We start from the raw sequence: 15,691 nt of genomic DNA on the forward strand, positions 1-15,691 counted from the left end.
TCAACGATTGCCGAATCCGATATGGCTTCGGATCAGGGGCAGGTCCGCGGTGGTGGCAAAGCCGAGGGGGCGGCGCAGACGGCGGACACGGCGTTGAGGACCTGCATTCCGGTGGCCACGCTGGCCGAGCGGACGTGTTCTTCCATGCTTGCGGCGCGGGTTAAACTGGCCAGGGCGAAGAAGTGCGTGCGCATCGACGGGTCGCCTTCGATGGTCAGCGTCCAGCCGTCCCTGGGTCTCGGCCAATGCTTTGGGTATTCGCCACCGACCGTCCACAGCGTTTCGATCTCGATGAGAGGCTGGCCGGCACGCCGTCCGGACCAGATCCATCGTTGCCCCGCGGTGGTTCCGGCGCTCGAAGATCTGATGATCGGCCTCGGCCGCGACCGCGTCCACCGAGACGGCGACCTCGTCGATGTCCGCGTTGAGCGCATCGGCGAGGAACCACACCTGCTCGGCGAAGATTCCGCTGTTGAACTCCAGAAATTCGGTGCCGGTGCGGCTGATCGATTCGACCGGTTGCCCAAAAGCCATGTTGTCGAACGTGATCGACGTGCTCTCATACACCGACCAGTCGGCGCGCTCCTGCACCGTGATCTTGTCGATGGTCCGGCTCATCCCCGACAACGCCAAAGGCAAGACACCGGAAAGGTTTCCGGGATTCAAGCCGCTGCCGTGCACGGTGGTGCCGCCGGCCTGGCAAGCCCGCATGAGACGGTCGCGATCGGCCGGCGCGATGCGCCGCGGATGGAACAGGAAGGCCGTCGTCACGGCGTTCTTGCCGCTGGCGAGGATGGCGCACACGTCGTCGATGCTGGTGTTGCGGGGCGTGTAGAGCACGCAATCGGCATCCAGCGCCAGGATCGCGTCCGAATCGCTGGGCGCCGTCACGCCGATGGGGGCACCGACCGACCAGTGCGCCGATGTCGGCGCCGTCCTTTGCCGACGAGTAGACGCGGGCGCCGACGATCTCGAGGTCGGGCCGGTGGTCGATGATCGTCGTGACCATTTCTCGGCCCACCGTGCCGATGCCCCACGGAATGACCCGGATCATTGCGGCGTCGTCGTTCGCACAGCACACTCCAGCTGGTTAGCGGCTAGGTTGGCACCCAGCAACCTACACCTAGGATCAGCAGGCATGAGCCGTCCCGACGCACCGAAGAACCAGATCGGCGTAGCCTCGTTGATCCTGGGCGCGGCCTCATTGCTGACCTGCTGGTTGATGATCGGTGTGCCGCTGGGTGTCGCGGCCGTGGTTACCGGCGACATCGGCCGCGGGCGCGCCAACCGGGGCGAGGCGACCAACGGCCGGGTCGCGGTCGCCGGCATCCTGTTGGGGATCGTGGCGATCGCCGCCGGGCTGGCCGCGGTCGGTTACTACGCCTGGGTGGACTCCAAGGACCCGGGCTGGTTTCAACGATGCGTGGACGATCCCGCGACGAATAACTGCTAGTTGCGCGGCAGGCCGAGTATGCGTGCGGCGATGATATTGCGCTGGATCTCCGACGTGCCGCCGGCAATGGTGGCCGCGAAGGTACGCACGTAGCGGTCGAACCAACCGCCGTAGTGGCTGTCCAGATTCAGGGGAGCGAACGGGGCGGTGACCGCGCGCAGCACAAGCCCTTCGGGCCCTTGGGCGTTCAGGGCGTCTTCGCAGGCGCGCTGCATGGCTTCCGAGCCGAGCAGTTTGAGCACCGACTGTGCGGGCACGTCTTCCTCCCCGCGGGCGGCCTTGGCCAACGAGGCCGACCCCAGCAAGCGCATCGCATAACGATCCATCACCAGCGTGGCGTACCGGTCGCGCTGCAGCGGTCCGGATGGGCGCGACTCGACGCACAGCGCCTGCAACATGTCGGCGTAATCCAGCCACAGCATGGCGCGTTCGTGGCCGAGGGATCCGGTCGCCACGCGCCATCCCTCGTTGAGGTCGCCGATCAGGTTCTCGGCGGGTACCCGCGCGTCGGTGAAGAAAACCTCGTTGAAGTCGACGTCTTCGTTGTCGGACACCGACGCGAACGGACGCCGCACCACGCCCGGGGTGTCGGTGGGAATGATTAAGGCGCTGATGCCCTTGTGTTTTGCCGCCGCCGGGTCGGTGCGCACGAACGTCAGCAACACATCGGCGTCATGAGCGCCCGACGTCCACACCTTCTGCCCGTTGACCACGAAGTGGTCACCGTCCAGCACCGCCCGCGTCTTCAGGGAGGCCAGATCCGACCCGGCGCCGGGTTCGCTCATGCCCAGCGATGCGGTGATCTCGGCGCGCAGGATCGGGATGGCCCAACGCTGCTTTTGCTCTGGCGTCCCAAACGACAGCACCGAGGCAGCGATGATGCCCACGCCCTGCGGATTGAAGCTTTGATAGACCCGCCGCCGCGACAGCTCTTCCATGTACACGTATTGCTGCAGCAGGGTGGCGTTGCGGCCGCCGAACTCCGGTGGATTTCCGGGCAGGAGCCAGCCGTTGTCGAAGAGCAATCGCTGCCAGCGGCGCGCCCACCCAGGTACGTCGGAACTCGATTTCGGTCGCTTCAGCACCTCTCCCGAGCCGAAGAGCTGCGGCAGATGGCTGTCCAGAAAAGCCACGAACTCGGCGCGGAATGCCTCGACGTCGGCATCAAAGGTCAGCTGCACAGCACTCCCCGGGTTCCTTGGCCGCCGGCGGTTCAGGCTTTCCACCCAGGCCGTGGTTCACTCTTGCGATGGGCCTTCCATACACACGTGTAAGAGAATAGTATTCTCGCAGTACGAAAGTTACAATCTCCGACACTACGGCCGCGAGGGGGTCGAGCGCACCGATGGCACGGCGTTCTCCGGTAGAGTCCAACCATGTTCTCCCGTCGCGGCAGTCGTCCGAGTCGGCCGTGACCAGCGCAAGCGAAGAGCCGGCCTGGAAGCAACGCGCCGTCGAACGGTCCATCAAGACCGCGAAACTGCGCGCCGCGCAACGCGTTCAGCGTTTCCTGGACGCCGCGCAGGCGATCATCATCGAAAAGGGCAGCACGGACTTCACCGTGCAAGAGGTAGTGGATCGCTCCCGCCAGTCGCTGCGCAGCTTCTACCTGCAATTCGACGGCAAGCACGAGCTGCTGCTGGCGCTCTTCGAGGACGCGCTGAGCCGGTCGGCCGACCAGATCCGTGCCGCCACCGAAAGCCACTCCGATCCGCTCGAGCGGCTCAAGGTGGCCGTCGAGTTGCTCTACGAGTCGTCCCGCCCGGATCCCACCGCTAAGCGGCCCCTGTTCACCGACTTTGCCCCGCGCCTGCTGGTCACGCACCCTGTCGAGGTTAAGGTCGCACACGCGCCGCTGCTGGCGTTGCTGACTGAGCTCATGGAGGCAGCGAGTGACGCCGGCAAGTTGCGGCCCGACCTCAATCCCCGCCGCATCGCGGCCATGACGATGCAGACAGTGATGTTCATCGCCCAGTCCAGCGGCGGCTCCGATGACGCGACCGTTCACCCCATCGACGCCGACGAGGTCTGGGACTTCTGCTCACGCGGATTCGCCCGCTAGCGCACCCCCGAGTCGCAACACCGCACTGACCAAATAGCGCACCCGAGTTGCGTTCTGAGAATCAAATTCTCTAATATCTAGAACCATAAATAGCCAAAATGATTCTGCCGTTGACACCTATTGGCGACTGACGACAGAGTTCACGATGCGGCACGATTCGCGGTCCCGGCAGATTGCGGCGGGCGCAATTCCTGGCCCTCCCCGACTGCCACCGTTCGGGGCTGGGAATCGATGCTGGCCCGGCTCCGCTGAGTGCCGAAGAGATTCAAGTCAGGAGTTGAGGTAGCCATGGCTGGACGTGTTGAAGGCAAGGTCGCTTTCGTCACCGGTGCGGCGCGCGGTCAGGGCCGTGCCCACGCGGTGCGGTTGGCCCAGGAGGGCGCCGACATCATCGCAGTCGACATCTGCAAGAAGATCGACACCGTGGATCTGATCGCCGCCTCCACGCCGGAGGATCTGGCCGAGACCGCGGACCTGGTGAAGGGACACGACCGTCGGATCTACACCGCCGAGGTCGATGTCCGCGACTACGACGCGCTCAAGTCCGCCGTCGACACCGGCGTCGAGCAGCTCGGCAAGCTCGACATCATCGTCGCCAACGCGGGCATCGGCAACGGTGGACAGACACTGGACAAGACCAGCGAAGCCGACTGGACCGCCATGATCGACATCAACCTGGCCGGTGTGTGGAAGACCGTGAAAGCCGGTGTGCCGCATATCCTCGCGGGCGGCAACGGCGGCTCGATCATCCTCACCAGCTCGGTCGGCGGCCTCAAGGCCTACCCGCACACCGGTCACTACGTTGCCGCCAAGCACGGCGTGGTCGGCTTGATGCGCACCTTTGCCGTCGAGCTCGGCGCGCAGAACGTCCGCGTCAACTCCGTGCACCCGACCAACGTCAACACCCCGCTGTTCATGAACGAGGGCACGATGAAGCTGTTCCGGCCCGATCTGGAGAACCCGGGCCCCGATGACATGAAGGTCGTCGGCCAGCTGATGCACACCCTGCCGATCGGCTGGGTCGAGCCCGAGGACATCGCCAACGCGGTGCTTTTCCTGGCATCCGACGAGGCGCGGTACATCACCGGCGTCACGCTGCCCATCGACGGCGGCAGCTGCCTGAAGTAGCCGTCAGAAGGGACTGCTGTTGTCCTGCCACTCAGACTCTTTGGGCCGCGGCCCGTAGCGGCGGGCGTAGTCCTCGTGCATCCGGGCATTTTTCTGGCGGTTGATCGCGTCGACCAGCTTCGGGTCCAGCCCGTGAACGGCCAACCGATGCCGACGCCAAACCTTGTTCAGCGCAAAGTTAATCACCAACGCCCACGCGTATAGCGGCACGGTCATCTCGGTGTGCACGTAGAGCGAGGCCGGCAGCAACCAGAACGGGGCCAGGACCAGCAAAGGCGGTATCGCCCAGCGGAGCATGTGCCGGCGGATGGCCCCCTCGCCGGCCAGATCGCGCGCGACCCAGCTGCGCATCGAGTCGGGCAGGCGCCGGCCGTAGGCATAGCCAAAGCGCTGCCAGAGGTTGGGATTCGCGTCGGTCATGATGGCTCCTTGAGTGATGTCAGGATTGTAGAGCGCCGGCTGCCACGGCGGCAGCGTTGATCCGGGTGAGCACGCGATGCAGGTTCTCCAGTTCGGCCAACTCGACGCCCAGCCCGGCCACCACAGCGGGCGGAATCGCAAGTGCGCGCTTACGCAACGCAATCCCGCGTTCGGTCAGCGTGACATCGGTTGCACGCTCGTCGACGGCATTCTTGGCGCGCGTGATCAGACCCAACGCCTCCAGGCGCTTGAGCATCGGCGAGACCGTGGCCGAATCCAGCTGCAAAGTCACGGCGATCTGTTTGACCGACAGCGGCGATTGGTCCGCGCCCGGCGTCTTACGGTGATACCACAGCGTGAGCATCACCAGATACTGCGGATGCGTCAGGCCGAGCGGCTCCAACAGCGGTCGATACACCGCCAAGACCGCGCGGTTTGTGGTGGCCAGCGCGAAGCACACCTGGTGCTCGAGGGCGAGCGGATCGACCTCGCGCGCAGACGGCTTGGCCACACACACATAGTGCCCTAATAGTTAGTGCCCTACCTACATGATGCCCCTCACACCGTGGCCGCCGGGAGTAATACGCTCGGAATCCATGGACGGATTCGAGGGTCGCGGGGCGGTCATCACGGGTGGAGCGAGCGGCATCGGGTTGGCCACCGCCGCCGAATTCGCCCGCCGCGGCGCCCGCCTGGTGCTGGCCGACGTCGACAAGTCAGCGCTGGAGCAGGCCGTCGCACACTTGACCGCCCAGGGATTCGACGCGCATGGCGTGGAGTGCGACGTCCGGCACGTCGAGCAGATGGTTCACCTCGCGGACGAGTCGGTCCGCCTGCTGGGTCAGGTTGATGTCGTGTTCAGCAACGCCGGCATCGTGGTCGGGGGCCCGCTCGTGGCGATGACCCACGAGGACTGGCGCTGGGTGATCGACATCGATTTGTGGGGCTCTATTCACGCCGTCGAGGCGTTCGTCCCAAGGCTCATCGAGCAGGGCACCGGCGGGCATATCGCGTTCACCGCGTCCTTTGCCGGGCTGGTGCCCAACGCCGGGCTCGGTGCGTATGGCGTTGCCAAGTACGGCGTCGTCGGGCTCGCCGAGACGCTGGCCCGCGAGGTCAAGGACCAGGGCATCGGCGTCTCGGTGCTCTGCCCGATGGTCATCGAAACCAAACTGGTCGCCAACTCCGAACGCATCCGGGGCGCCGATGACGGGCTCGCGTCAGCCCCCGATCTGATAAGCGGGTTCGGGCAACTGCCGCCCACGCAGGACGACACCGTCACGGTCGACGGCGTCGCGCGGCTCACCGCGGACGCGATTCTGGCGAACCGGTTGTACGTGCTGCCGCACGGGGCCGCCCGGACGTCGATCCAGCGCAGGTTCGAGCGCATTGACCGCACGTTCGACGATCAGATCGCCGAGGGGTGGTCGCACTAACCGGGTGTCGCGCTCAGGTCGCCGGGTACATCGTCGGGGCCCGGCCGATGATGCCATCGGATTCCAGGACGGCGATCTCGGTTGCCGTCAGGCCCAACTCGGCCAGCAGCTCGTGGTTGTGTTGCCCGAGCAGCGGCGCGGGCCGCGTGTGAATCGCTCCCGGCTCGGCCGAAAACCTCAGCGGCACGGTGCTGAGCCTGGCCGGGCCGTTGACCGGATGATCGACGATTTCGAAGAAGCCGCGGAAGGTCAACTGCTCCAATTCCGTTTGACGATGCGGCTGCATGACCTTGGCGACGGGCACATCCGCATCCCAGAGCACGGCAACGATGTCGTCGCCGCTGCGGTCTGCACACCAGGCGGCTAGCTGCTCGTCGATGAGATCGTGGTTCTCACGCCGGCCCGCCATCCCGGTCAGCGCGGGATCGGTTGCCCAGGAAGGCTTTCCGACCACCCTGCACAGGCTCTTCCACTGTTCGTCGGTCTGCACTGCGACGGCAACCCAGTTGTCGGGTCTGCCGAACTCGTCGAAGCCCGCGCAGCGGTAGAGATTCTGCGGCGCCGCCGTGGGCCCGCGGTTGCCCGCACGATCCAGCAGCGCACCGTAGGCCGAGTACTCGATGACCTGCTCCGCCGCGATGTTCAGTGTCGCGTCGATCATCGCCGCTTCGACGAACACTCCCTCGCCAGTGCGGCGGCGGTGCTCAAGCGCCAGCAGCAGAGCATTGAGCGCATGCAAACCCGCGTTGGGGTCGCCGATCGAATACGGCTCGTACGGGGTGCGGTCCGGGTAGCCGGTCATCCAGCTCACACCGGCCGCGGACTCGATGGCATAGGCGAAGGCCGGATTGTCGCGCCACGGCCCATCCAGGCCGAAGCCGGGCATCCGCAGCATGATGGCGTCCGGTTTGATCGCTTGGACCGCAGCGAAATCCAGGCCGATCTGGTCCAGCACCCGGGGCGTGAAGTTCTCCGCGATCACGTCGCAGGTTGCGATGAGCCGGTGTAACAGTTCCCGGCCCAGCGGCTGCTGCAGGTCCAGCGTCAGCCCCTTCTTGTTGGTGTTCAGCGCCGCGAAGATCGGCGAGCGCTCCCACCATTGCGTCTCGGTGATCGGCACGCCGGCGATCAGCCGCGTCCCGTCGGGCCGGCGCGCGGATTCCACATGAATGACCTCGGCACCGAGCAATGCCAGAAAATGGGTGGCGCACGGGCCGGCCCAGAATGCCGTCATGTCGAGCACCCGAAGTCCACTCAGGGGCAACGGGTTTGGCAACGCCCTGGGTGCGGGCCGGGGAATCAGATCCGCGGCCCGGTAGGCCGCGGTGTGTGCGCCCAGCCGCGGCGCGGGCTGCGGTTCGCGAAGCCGCGCGGGCCGCATCCGATAGGGAAGCCCCGGCTGGTCGAAACGGCCGCCCGGTGCGCGCACAAACGAGCTGCGCTCGACGAAGTGGTCCATGGATGTCACGTTGGCGCCGTTGCCAACTGGAGCGTTGGGAATTCGGAATGCCGATGCGAGTTCACGTATGTCGTCGACGGTGTTGCTTTCGACCCAGGCATAGATTTCGTCCGCGTGCAGGGTTGCCTGCTCGGTGATCGTCAGCGGCGAATCCTCGTCGATCCACTCCGGATGACCGACCATCGCGCAGAGGTCGAACCACTGCTGGGCGGTCCCGCAACCGACATCCACCAGGCCGTCCTTGGCCCGAGCCACACCCGGCACGGTGACGCGTCGCATGTCTCGCCATGGCCGCCCGAGCATCTCGAAGTAGGTGACGGGGTAATAGGTCAGGCCGAGGATCTGCGTTTCCAGCATCGACAGGTCTAGGAGTTGCCCTGCACCGGACGCGATTTGGCTGTGCCGTGCCGTTAGCATCGCGACACTCGCGTACACCCCGGCCAAATACTCTCCGGCCTGGCCGCCGACGAACACCGGCGCGCGGTCCTGCTGACCACGCCCGAGCCCGACAATTCCCCCCGACCATGCCTGCAACGTGAATTCCGTTGCGGCACGGTCGCGCCAGGGGCCCTCGAGCCCGAACGGTGTGATCGCGGTGACGACGAGATGCGGATAGCACCGCAGAATATCGCGGGGCGCCAAGCCCGGGTGGTCGGCCAAGGCCGAACCGGAAGACCACACCGCCGCGTCGGCCGACGCCAGCAACCGGTCGACCAGGTCGACGTCGTCGGGGTTGCCGGGATCGGCGACCACACTGCGTTTGGAACTCGCCAGGAAGCTGAACAGGGCGCCGTCACTGCCGGGTTCCAGCGCCGCACCGGAGGCCGACCAGGATCGCAGTGAATCGCCTTCGGGGGGCTCGACTTTGACGACGTCCGCGCCGCCATCGGCCAGGAGCTTGGTGCAGTAAGCACCCGCGATCCCGGTGGACAGGTCGACCACCGTGTAGCCGGCCAGGGGCGGCTCAGCCGAGGCTTGTGCCACTAGCTTTTTCTCTTCCCCTCGGCGCCCTTCTTGGATCGCCGTCGGCTTCGGCATACGACCGTCAGGCATGCCAGAACGGGCTCGAGGTCAGCATTTCGGGACCGTCCGCGGTGATCAGCACCGCCTCTCGCCCGAATACCGCGCCGACACCCTGTTCCCAGACATAGCCCGTCACGGCGAGCACCATGCCGGGCTTCAGCTGTTCCTCCGCCGCGGTCACGGGTAAGTGCTTCGACACGACGGGGGGGTCGAAGCCCATGCCGAGCCCGCGGGCCACCGGCATCGGTGGTGCCGGCTCACCCGCAGCCTCGTAGGCGGCCAGCAATTCCGTGGCCCCGAAACCCGGCTGGCACGAGGAAATCAGCTTGGCCCACAGGAGTTCCCAGCGCTGATACAGCGCCGGGGCGCCGCCGGGCGCCTGCCCCTTGCCGGCGGGCCAGGTCCGTCCTACCTCACCGATGTAGCCACCGGCCAGCACGCCGGCCGAGAAGGCCACCAGGTCGCCCTCCTGAATCCGGCCGTCACCGCTGGCGCGCCGCCACGGATGCTCGCGCGACGTCACCCACGCGACATCCTGGTTCGACGGGGTGCTCACGCCGCCGGCCGCCGAGGCCTCCAACAACACGCCGGCCAGGGCTTGCTCGCTGACCCCGGCTCGCAATTCGGACACCGCGGCGGCGAGCGACGATTCGGCCACCGCGATCGACTCTCGCAACGCGGCGACTTCCTCGGGCGTCTTGATGCGCCGGGCCGCACGCATCGCGAGCTCGCCGTCGACCAGCTCGGCGTTGGGAAACGCGGTCGGCAGCAGCTGCGCGAATACAGGTGACAGCGCGTCGGTTCCGACGCGGCGGGCGGTGGCGGCGCCGTCGATGCGGCCCAATGCCGCAATGGTGTTCGCCGGATTCCACGAGATGCCGTAAAGGTTCTCGTGCGGGATGTCCTCGGGAACACCCTCGTCCCAGGTGCTAAGCAGATGCACGGCGCCGGTCGCACGAACCAGCACGCAGGTCGGGCCGAACGGACGGGTGCCCGCGACCCACACTTGCGGCGTGCCCGTGACGTAACGGACGTTGGCCTGCCGACCCAGGACCAGCACATCGAGATCGTGCGCCGCCATCTGTTCCAGCGCTCGCTGCCTGCGCCCCAAGCGCAGGGTGCGCTCGTCGGGCAGAACCTCAGTTGCCATAAGGTTTATAGGGATAGTCGGTCAATCGGATCGAGCCCTCCTCGGTAATCACCAGGACCTCTTCGCTGCGGTAGCCGCCGGTGCCGTCCTCCCACACCACCGGCTCCAGCACCAGCACCATCCCGGACTGAAGAACAAATTTCTCGTCGAATTCCTGCCCGAGATCTGTTCCGATCATCGGCATCTCGGCCGCGTTCACGCCGATTCCGTGCCCCAGGTAGAAGTGGGGCAACCACGGCTTGGCACCGCCGTTGGTCTGGGTCGCTGCCCTGCCCAGATCCGCGGCGGTGGCGCCAGCCTTGGCGGCATTCAGGACGGCGGTCATGATCTCGAACCACTTGTCGAACTGCGCCTGCTGGCGCGGCGACGGGTCCCGGCCCACCAGCCAGGTGCGCCCGAAGTCGGAGCAGTAACCGTGATAGGTGATGCTGACATCGGTCCACAACACGTCACCTTCGACGAGCTCACGCTCGGTGCTCAGCAACGGCAGCGCCAGGTCGCCGTGCGTGGTCCACACGCCCTCAGCCTTGCTCGGTGGCATCACCTGCCAGATCGGCTCGAGCATGCTCGCCGTGGCGCCCAGTTCGAAGGCCTGGCGCAAGAAGCTTGCCGACAAATCGATCTGACGGATCCCGGGCGCCAGGCGCTTCTGGACTTCGACCATTGCCTCGTCGGTGATCCGGATGGCCTCGCGGATACAGGACAATTCATCCTGCGTCTTGACCGCCTTGGCCGCACTGACGATCGCGGCGGCATCGACCGTGGTTCCGTTGGGGAACAACACCTTTCGGGCACGGGACATGGCGCCCGTAAGCTCGTCCACGGCCACCACCGCTGCAGCCGGAATCAGATCGTCCAGTGCCCGCGCGAAATCGCTTACACCCTCGTCGAATTCGAGATATACCGGCCCGTGCAGGTGGTCGGCGGGCAGGTCCGTCTCCTGCGCCGCGCCTTCCCGGAACGGCAGGAACAGGTGCGGCCAGGCGTCGCCGGCGAGCACCACGGCCACCGGACGCTCGACGTAGGACAGTCCGGCGTCGCCCAGCGGCCAACTCGCGCCGGTCGCATAGACCACCGCGTTGTTGCCCAGCAGGATCATCGCGTCGACTCCGCGGTCTGCCATCGCCGACCGCAGCCGAGCGCCGGTCTCGCGCCGCAGCCGGGCCAGGTCCGGTGTTTCGGGAATCACCAGTCCGCTGCCGATGCCCACTTGCGCGAGGGTTGTCACTGCAGGCCCAAGAATTTCGTCACGTTGTCGCTGACGATCGCCTTCGCCTTGTGTGGCCCGACTGCGTCGACGACGGCTTTCAGCGACTTCTCCGAGTACCCGTAGGTGCTTTCGTTGTGCGGGTAGTCGCTGGACCACATGACCTTGTCGACCCCGATCTCGTCGATCAGTCGTAGGCCGAGCGGATCGACCATGAACGACGCGCTCATGTGGGTGTCCCAGTAGTAGCGCGGTTCGTGCTCGAGGGCCCGGTTGAACATGTGCTGATACGACCCCATCAAATGATCGGCATCCTGCAAAGCCCAAGGAAGCCAAGCGATCCCGCCTTCGAACCAGCCGATTCGCAGGCCGGGATGGTGATCGAGAATTCCGGTGAACAGGTACTTGGCGAATTGCTCGCGGAAGCCGTCGATGTTGATCATCATGCCGACCACCACGCTGTTGAACTCGCACGGGGTTTTCGGCGGGGTTTCGCCGATGTGATGCGTGATCGGAAGCCCGGCGGCCTCGATCTCGTCCCAGACCGGCCTCATCGCGGTGCTGCCGTAGTCGATGATGTTGCCGTCGTCATCCTTGCCCGGGTTGAGCGGCAACAGGAACGTCTTGATTCCCAACGATTTCAGCTCGGCCAGCGTCGTGCGGGCCCCCTGCGGATCCCACCAGTTGATCAGGCCGGCGCCGTAGAGGTGACCGCCTGCCCGCTCCTGCAGCTCGGCGATGTATTCGTTGTAGATGCGAAAAGCCAGCTCCCGCAGTTGCTTGTCGGGGTAGTGGAAGAGCGCCAGGATCGCGTTGGGGAAGACCAGTTCCTTCTCAACACCGTCCTCACGCAGCTCTTGGATGCGGGCCTCGATGTTGGTGCTCGCCGCCCCGGGTAGGTCGTCGTATTGCATCAGCACCGCGCTGAAGTCGCCCGGCAGGAACGACTGGCCCTTGCGCCCGACTTGGTAGGCGCCGTCCTCGTACCAGATCCGCGGCGCCTTGTCCTTCAATTCATCCGGGAAGCGCTCGTAGAAGATGTCGTCGGCTAGCGAGATGTGGTTGTCCGCGGAGAAGACCACGGTCCCCGCGGGCAGGCCCACATCGCTGTCCGCGGCGTGGCCGCGGCGATTCTTCGGGGCGCCGTAGCCGCCCGGCGGGTAGAGCGAAGCGGTGGTTGTCGACGTTGACATTGTTGACCCTCCATTCGGACCGGGATATGCGGATTGATCTCGGGCTGCTCAATCCATTTCGACTACCAGGTGACCGGCAATTCGTAGACGCCGTAGGCGAGCCGGTCGTGTTTGAACGGAACGTCCTCGACCGGCACGGCCAGAGCCATCGTCGGGATGCGGCGGAACAACGTCTGGAAGACGATCTGCAACTCGGCGCGCGCGAGCTGCTGGCCCACGCACTGATGCCGGCCGTAGCCGAACGCGACATTGCGGTCGGCCCCCGACCGGTGCAGGTAGAGCCGATCAGGCTCGGTGAAGGCGCCCGCATCCCAGTTCGCCGGTGCCAGGTCGATGATGATGCCCTCGTTCGCGCGGATGGTCTCTCCGGCGATGTGAATGTCCTCCAAGGCAACTCGGCGCTGACCGTTCTGGATGATGCTGAGGTAGCGCAGCAACTCCTCGACCGCATTGGCCAGAATCTTGGGATCTTCGGCCTCGCGGATGACGGCTTCCTGGTCCGGATTCAGCAGCAGTGCGAGGACGCCGAGCCCGATCATGTTCGCGGTCGTTTCGTGCCCGGCGATCAGCAGTCCGGTGCCCAGTTGCGCGGCTTCTTTCACGCTGAGCTCGCCGGACTTGACGCGTTCGGCGAGATCGGAAACCGCGTCTTCGGCCGGGTTTTCCATCTTGGCTTCGACGAGCTGAGCCAGGTACTTGTGCAGGCTCATCGCGCCCTTCATCGTGTCCTCGGCGGCGGCGTAGCGCGCGAGGCCGACGTTGGCGTGGTGCTGGAACATCTCGGCGTCCTCGTAGGGAACCCCGAGCAACTGGCTGATCACCAGGGAAGGGACCGGAAGTGCAATGGAGGCAACGATATCCGCGGGCTGGGGTCCCGCCAGCATCCTGTCGATGTGGTCGTCGGTAAGCTGCTGAATCGTGGGCCGCAGGTTTTCCACCCGGCGGAAGGTGAACGGCTTGGACAGCATTCGCCGGAACCGGGTGTGCTCCTCTCCGTCGGAGGTGAACACCGATCGGGGGCGCTTGTGCACGGTGGACAGCATGCCTTCGTTCCAGTGCGGGAAGCCGCCCACCCGGTCGTCGACGCTGACCCGCGAATCCGAAAAGAGTTCGCGCACTTGCTCGTAGCCGGTGATAAGCCACGGTGTGCTGCCGTCCCAGATCCGGACCCGGGACAACGGCCGCTCGGCGGCCAAAGCCATCACGTCGGGAGGTGGTGCGAACGGGCAGCGGGCGTCCCTGGCCATCGGGTATTCCGGAATCTCGGCCTCGGTCGCGGTGTCCGCGAGTGTCTCCGACATAGTCACTCCTCGATGTGGATGGCCTGGGCCGGGCACGCCGCGACGGCCTGGCGGGCGCCTTCGCTCTGCTCCGGTGCTGGGCGGTCGTTGAGCAGGACGACGACACCGTCCTCGTCGCGCTGGTCGAAGAGCTCGGGCGCGTTCATCACGCAATTGCCCGCCGATGCGCAACTGGCCTGGTCGACTGTCACTTTCATTGACACGCTCTTCACTCGTGCGGCGTTACGGGTGCCAGCCAAAGACCCACGATCGCATCGATCAAGCTGAAAGCGGCGGCCCGCCAAGAGGGTTGGGCCATCGAGGTTCCCGCGGCGAGCGCTCGCTCACGGTCAGCGCAGGTGTGCATCAGCAAGTTGCGGGCCATGATGTTGCGCTCGAAATGCACATCGACCGGCAGGTTGGGCAGGCAGCGGTTGATGCCGTCGACAACCTGAACGAGCGACGGCGAGCTGAGCGCGCCCTTGACGACGATGTTGTAGTAGGCCGGATCGGTCATGGCCTGCGCGGCGAATCGCGCGTACCAGGTGGGGTTGCCCAGGTCAGCCAGGTGGTCGGTGAGTGGGCGCACCAGGCAGGCCACCCAGGCTCGCAATTCGCCCTGTTCGCCCGAGGCCAGCAGGTCGGCCACCATCCGCTCGCGCAACTCTTCGACGGGTCCGCGGTGCTTTTCCTCGATGGCGCGCACCAGGTCGGCCTTGGTACCGAAGTGGTAGCCCACCGCGGCATTGTTGCCTTGCCCGGCGGCCTCGCTGACCTGCCGGTTGGACACCGCGAACATGCCGTGCTCGGCATACAGCCGCTCGGCCGCCACCAGGATCGCTTCTTGGGTGGAGCTGGCTCGCTCGGTCCGAACCGTCCTGGCCGTCGTCATTGGGCTAGTGAACCTCGTCCGATCCTATTAAGTCAAGCGCTTGATTTAATACTGTCCGGCCTGTCGCTCGGTCTCGAGCGTGACGCTGCAGTCACGGTCGGGGCCGAGGGTGACCGCATCGTCACGCTCGCGCGCTCAGGCCTCGCGCTTCCGGGGGGCGGACCACCTTGCCGGTCGAGGTCCCGCCGTCCACGGGGAGCACGGTGCCGGTGACGTAGAGCGACCGGTCGCCCGCGAAATACAGCGCCGCCTGCGCGACGTCGTCGGGCGTGCCCTCCCGCTTCAGCGGACGGTCGTCGCGCATGCCCTGGCGGATCCGCGCCTCGAAGCGCTCCAACTCCGCCGGATCCACGTCGACCGCCGACGACGCCAGGATCGGGGTTGGTATGCTGCCCGGCGCGATCGCGTTAACCCGAATATCGTAGTGCGCCAGTTCAATTGCCGCTGACTTGGTGAACTGGATGACGGCTGCCTTTGAGGCGCGGTAGATCATCACCCCGCCGCCGGCCTGAATCCCGCCGATCGAAGACAGGTTGATGATCGACCCGTCGCCGTGTTCGGCCATGTGGCGCGCGGCATCCCGGGTGCCGGCCATCACGCCAAGGAGGTTGACCGCCATGATCCGGTGGAAGTCGGCCAGGTCGTCGTCGAGCAACCGGCGCAGGGGGCTCGAGACTCCGGCGTTGTTCACCATCACGTGCAGGTCGCCGAATTTCTCGACGGTGGTGGTCACCAACGAGCCGACCTGCTCGGGATCCGAGACGTCGGTGCGCACGAACCAGGCCTCGGCGCCGAGCGCGGCGGCCAGTTCGGCTCCCTTGTCGGCCTCGACGTCGGCGATGACGACCCGGGCCCCTTCGCCCACAAACCGTTCCACGATGCCGCGCCCGATGCCCGAGGCTCCGCCCGTGACGATGGCGACCCTGCCATTCAGTTCGTTGACCACGCGACGAGTTAATCGGTGCCGCGGGCGTTAAGTCAAGCAGTT

At 66.0% G+C, this 15,691-nt stretch carries 15 protein-coding genes and 1 pseudogene; 4 read left to right on the forward strand and 12 right to left on the reverse strand.

Annotation, left to right across the window (positions count from 1 at the left end; translation table 11 throughout):
* Positions 1 to 1,054: pseudogene (locus tag MSG_RS25735) on the reverse strand (NAD(P)H-dependent amine dehydrogenase family protein).
* 84 nt (positions 1,055 to 1,138) lie between these two features.
* Here MSG_RS25735 and MSG_RS21350 point away from each other — a divergent pair.
* Positions 1,139 to 1,453: a DUF4190 domain-containing protein gene (locus MSG_RS21350; RefSeq protein WP_096442780.1), complete on the forward strand. Its 315-nt coding sequence runs from the start codon at positions 1,139 to 1,141 to the stop codon at positions 1,451 to 1,453.
* Here the strand turns inward: MSG_RS21350 and MSG_RS21355 are convergent.
* On the reverse strand, positions 1,450 to 2,634 hold the full coding sequence (locus MSG_RS21355) for an acyl-CoA dehydrogenase family protein (RefSeq protein ID WP_096442782.1): 1,185 nt from the start codon (positions 2,632 to 2,634) through the stop codon (positions 1,450 to 1,452). The two genes, MSG_RS21350 and MSG_RS21355, sit on opposite strands and share 4 nt — an antisense overlap.
* Before the next feature lie 230 nt (positions 2,635 to 2,864).
* On the opposite strand from MSG_RS21355, the gene MSG_RS21360 reads away from it, so the two are divergent.
* Together MSG_RS21360 and MSG_RS21365 are read left to right on the forward strand one after the other, a co-directional pair.
* Positions 2,865 to 3,515, forward strand: a complete 651-nt coding sequence (locus tag MSG_RS21360; RefSeq protein WP_096442784.1) for a TetR/AcrR family transcriptional regulator — start codon at positions 2,865 to 2,867, stop codon at positions 3,513 to 3,515.
* Between the two features lie 288 nt (positions 3,516 to 3,803).
* The gene (locus tag MSG_RS21365) at positions 3,804 to 4,643 is read left to right on the forward strand and encodes a mycofactocin-coupled SDR family oxidoreductase (protein ID WP_096442786.1); all 840 of its coding nucleotides are present in this window, start codon (positions 3,804 to 3,806) and stop codon (positions 4,641 to 4,643) included.
* 3 nt (positions 4,644 to 4,646) lie between these two features.
* On the opposite strand, the gene MSG_RS21370 is transcribed toward MSG_RS21365, so the two are convergent.
* The gene (locus tag MSG_RS21370; RefSeq protein ID WP_096442788.1) at positions 4,647 to 5,063 is read right to left on the reverse strand and encodes a DUF5313 domain-containing protein; all 417 of its coding nucleotides are present in this window, start codon (positions 5,061 to 5,063) and stop codon (positions 4,647 to 4,649) included.
* A 19-nt stretch (positions 5,064 to 5,082) separates the two neighbouring features.
* Positions 5,083 to 5,574: a MarR family winged helix-turn-helix transcriptional regulator gene (locus MSG_RS21375; RefSeq protein WP_096442790.1), complete on the reverse strand. Its 492-nt coding sequence runs from the start codon at positions 5,572 to 5,574 to the stop codon at positions 5,083 to 5,085.
* Between the two features lie 85 nt (positions 5,575 to 5,659).
* Between MSG_RS21375 and MSG_RS21380 the strand changes: the two genes are divergently transcribed.
* On the forward strand, positions 5,660 to 6,499 hold the full coding sequence (locus MSG_RS21380; protein ID WP_096442792.1) for an SDR family NAD(P)-dependent oxidoreductase: 840 nt from the start codon (positions 5,660 to 5,662) through the stop codon (positions 6,497 to 6,499).
* A gap of 13 nt (positions 6,500 to 6,512) precedes the next feature.
* On the opposite strand, the gene MSG_RS21385 is transcribed toward MSG_RS21380, so the two are convergent.
* From MSG_RS21385 to MSG_RS21420, 8 genes are all read right to left on the reverse strand, one after another.
* Positions 6,513 to 8,996 (reverse strand): CaiB/BaiF CoA transferase family protein, encoded by a 2,484-nt coding sequence (locus tag MSG_RS21385; protein ID WP_096442794.1) that lies wholly within the window; start codon positions 8,994 to 8,996, stop codon positions 6,513 to 6,515.
* A gap of 7 nt (positions 8,997 to 9,003) precedes the next feature.
* Positions 9,004 to 10,131: a M24 family metallopeptidase gene (locus MSG_RS21390; RefSeq protein ID WP_096442795.1), complete on the reverse strand. Its 1,128-nt coding sequence runs from the start codon at positions 10,129 to 10,131 to the stop codon at positions 9,004 to 9,006.
* Positions 10,121 to 11,359: a M24 family metallopeptidase gene (locus tag MSG_RS21395; protein WP_096442796.1), complete on the reverse strand. Its 1,239-nt coding sequence runs from the start codon at positions 11,357 to 11,359 to the stop codon at positions 10,121 to 10,123. The genes MSG_RS21390 and MSG_RS21395 overlap by 11 nt, the downstream gene beginning before the upstream one ends.
* A complete protein-coding gene (locus MSG_RS21400; RefSeq protein ID WP_232011322.1) occupies positions 11,356 to 12,420 on the reverse strand; it encodes an amidohydrolase family protein in 1,065 nt (354 codons plus the stop codon). Before MSG_RS21400 ends, MSG_RS21395 begins: the two co-directional genes overlap by 4 nt.
* A gap of 173 nt (positions 12,421 to 12,593) precedes the next feature.
* Positions 12,594 to 13,832, reverse strand: a complete 1,239-nt coding sequence (locus MSG_RS21405; protein WP_096442799.1) for a cytochrome P450 — start codon at positions 13,830 to 13,832, stop codon at positions 12,594 to 12,596.
* Between the two features lie 2 nt (positions 13,833 to 13,834).
* Positions 13,835 to 14,029: a ferredoxin gene (locus MSG_RS21410; protein ID WP_096444714.1), complete on the reverse strand. Its 195-nt coding sequence runs from the start codon at positions 14,027 to 14,029 to the stop codon at positions 13,835 to 13,837.
* Between the two features lie 11 nt (positions 14,030 to 14,040).
* Positions 14,041 to 14,703: a TetR/AcrR family transcriptional regulator gene (locus MSG_RS21415; RefSeq protein ID WP_096442801.1), complete on the reverse strand. Its 663-nt coding sequence runs from the start codon at positions 14,701 to 14,703 to the stop codon at positions 14,041 to 14,043.
* A gap of 121 nt (positions 14,704 to 14,824) precedes the next feature.
* Positions 14,825 to 15,649, reverse strand: coding sequence for an SDR family NAD(P)-dependent oxidoreductase (locus tag MSG_RS21420; RefSeq protein WP_096442803.1), 825 nt, complete (start codon positions 15,647 to 15,649; stop codon positions 14,825 to 14,827).
* Between the last annotated feature and the right edge of the window lie 42 nt (positions 15,650 to 15,691).

The sequence above is a fragment of the Mycobacterium shigaense genome (assembly GCF_002356315.1).
Taxonomy (GTDB): Bacteria; Actinomycetota; Actinomycetes; order Mycobacteriales; family Mycobacteriaceae; genus Mycobacterium; species Mycobacterium shigaense.

Coding starts and splice junctions, on each gene's coding strand:
- MSG_RS21350 (WP_096442780.1), top strand. CDS start 1,139: ATGAGCCGTCCCGACGCACCGAAGAACCAGATCGGCGTAGCCTCGTTG.
- MSG_RS21385 (WP_096442794.1), bottom strand. CDS start 8,996: ATGCCGAAGCCGACGGCGATCCAAGAAGGGCGCCGAGGGGAAGAGAAA.
- MSG_RS21370 (WP_096442788.1), bottom strand. CDS start 5,063: ATGACCGACGCGAATCCCAACCTCTGGCAGCGCTTTGGCTATGCCTAC.
- MSG_RS21365 (WP_096442786.1), top strand. CDS start 3,804: ATGGCTGGACGTGTTGAAGGCAAGGTCGCTTTCGTCACCGGTGCGGCG.
- MSG_RS21410 (WP_096444714.1), bottom strand. CDS start 14,029: ATGAAAGTGACAGTCGACCAGGCCAGTTGCGCATCGGCGGGCAATTGC.
- MSG_RS21390 (WP_096442795.1), bottom strand. CDS start 10,131: ATGGCAACTGAGGTTCTGCCCGACGAGCGCACCCTGCGCTTGGGGCGC.
- MSG_RS21415 (WP_096442801.1), bottom strand. CDS start 14,703: ATGACGACGGCCAGGACGGTTCGGACCGAGCGAGCCAGCTCCACCCAA.
- MSG_RS21380 (WP_096442792.1), top strand. CDS start 5,660: ATGGACGGATTCGAGGGTCGCGGGGCGGTCATCACGGGTGGAGCGAGC.
- MSG_RS21405 (WP_096442799.1), bottom strand. CDS start 13,832: ATGTCGGAGACACTCGCGGACACCGCGACCGAGGCCGAGATTCCGGAA.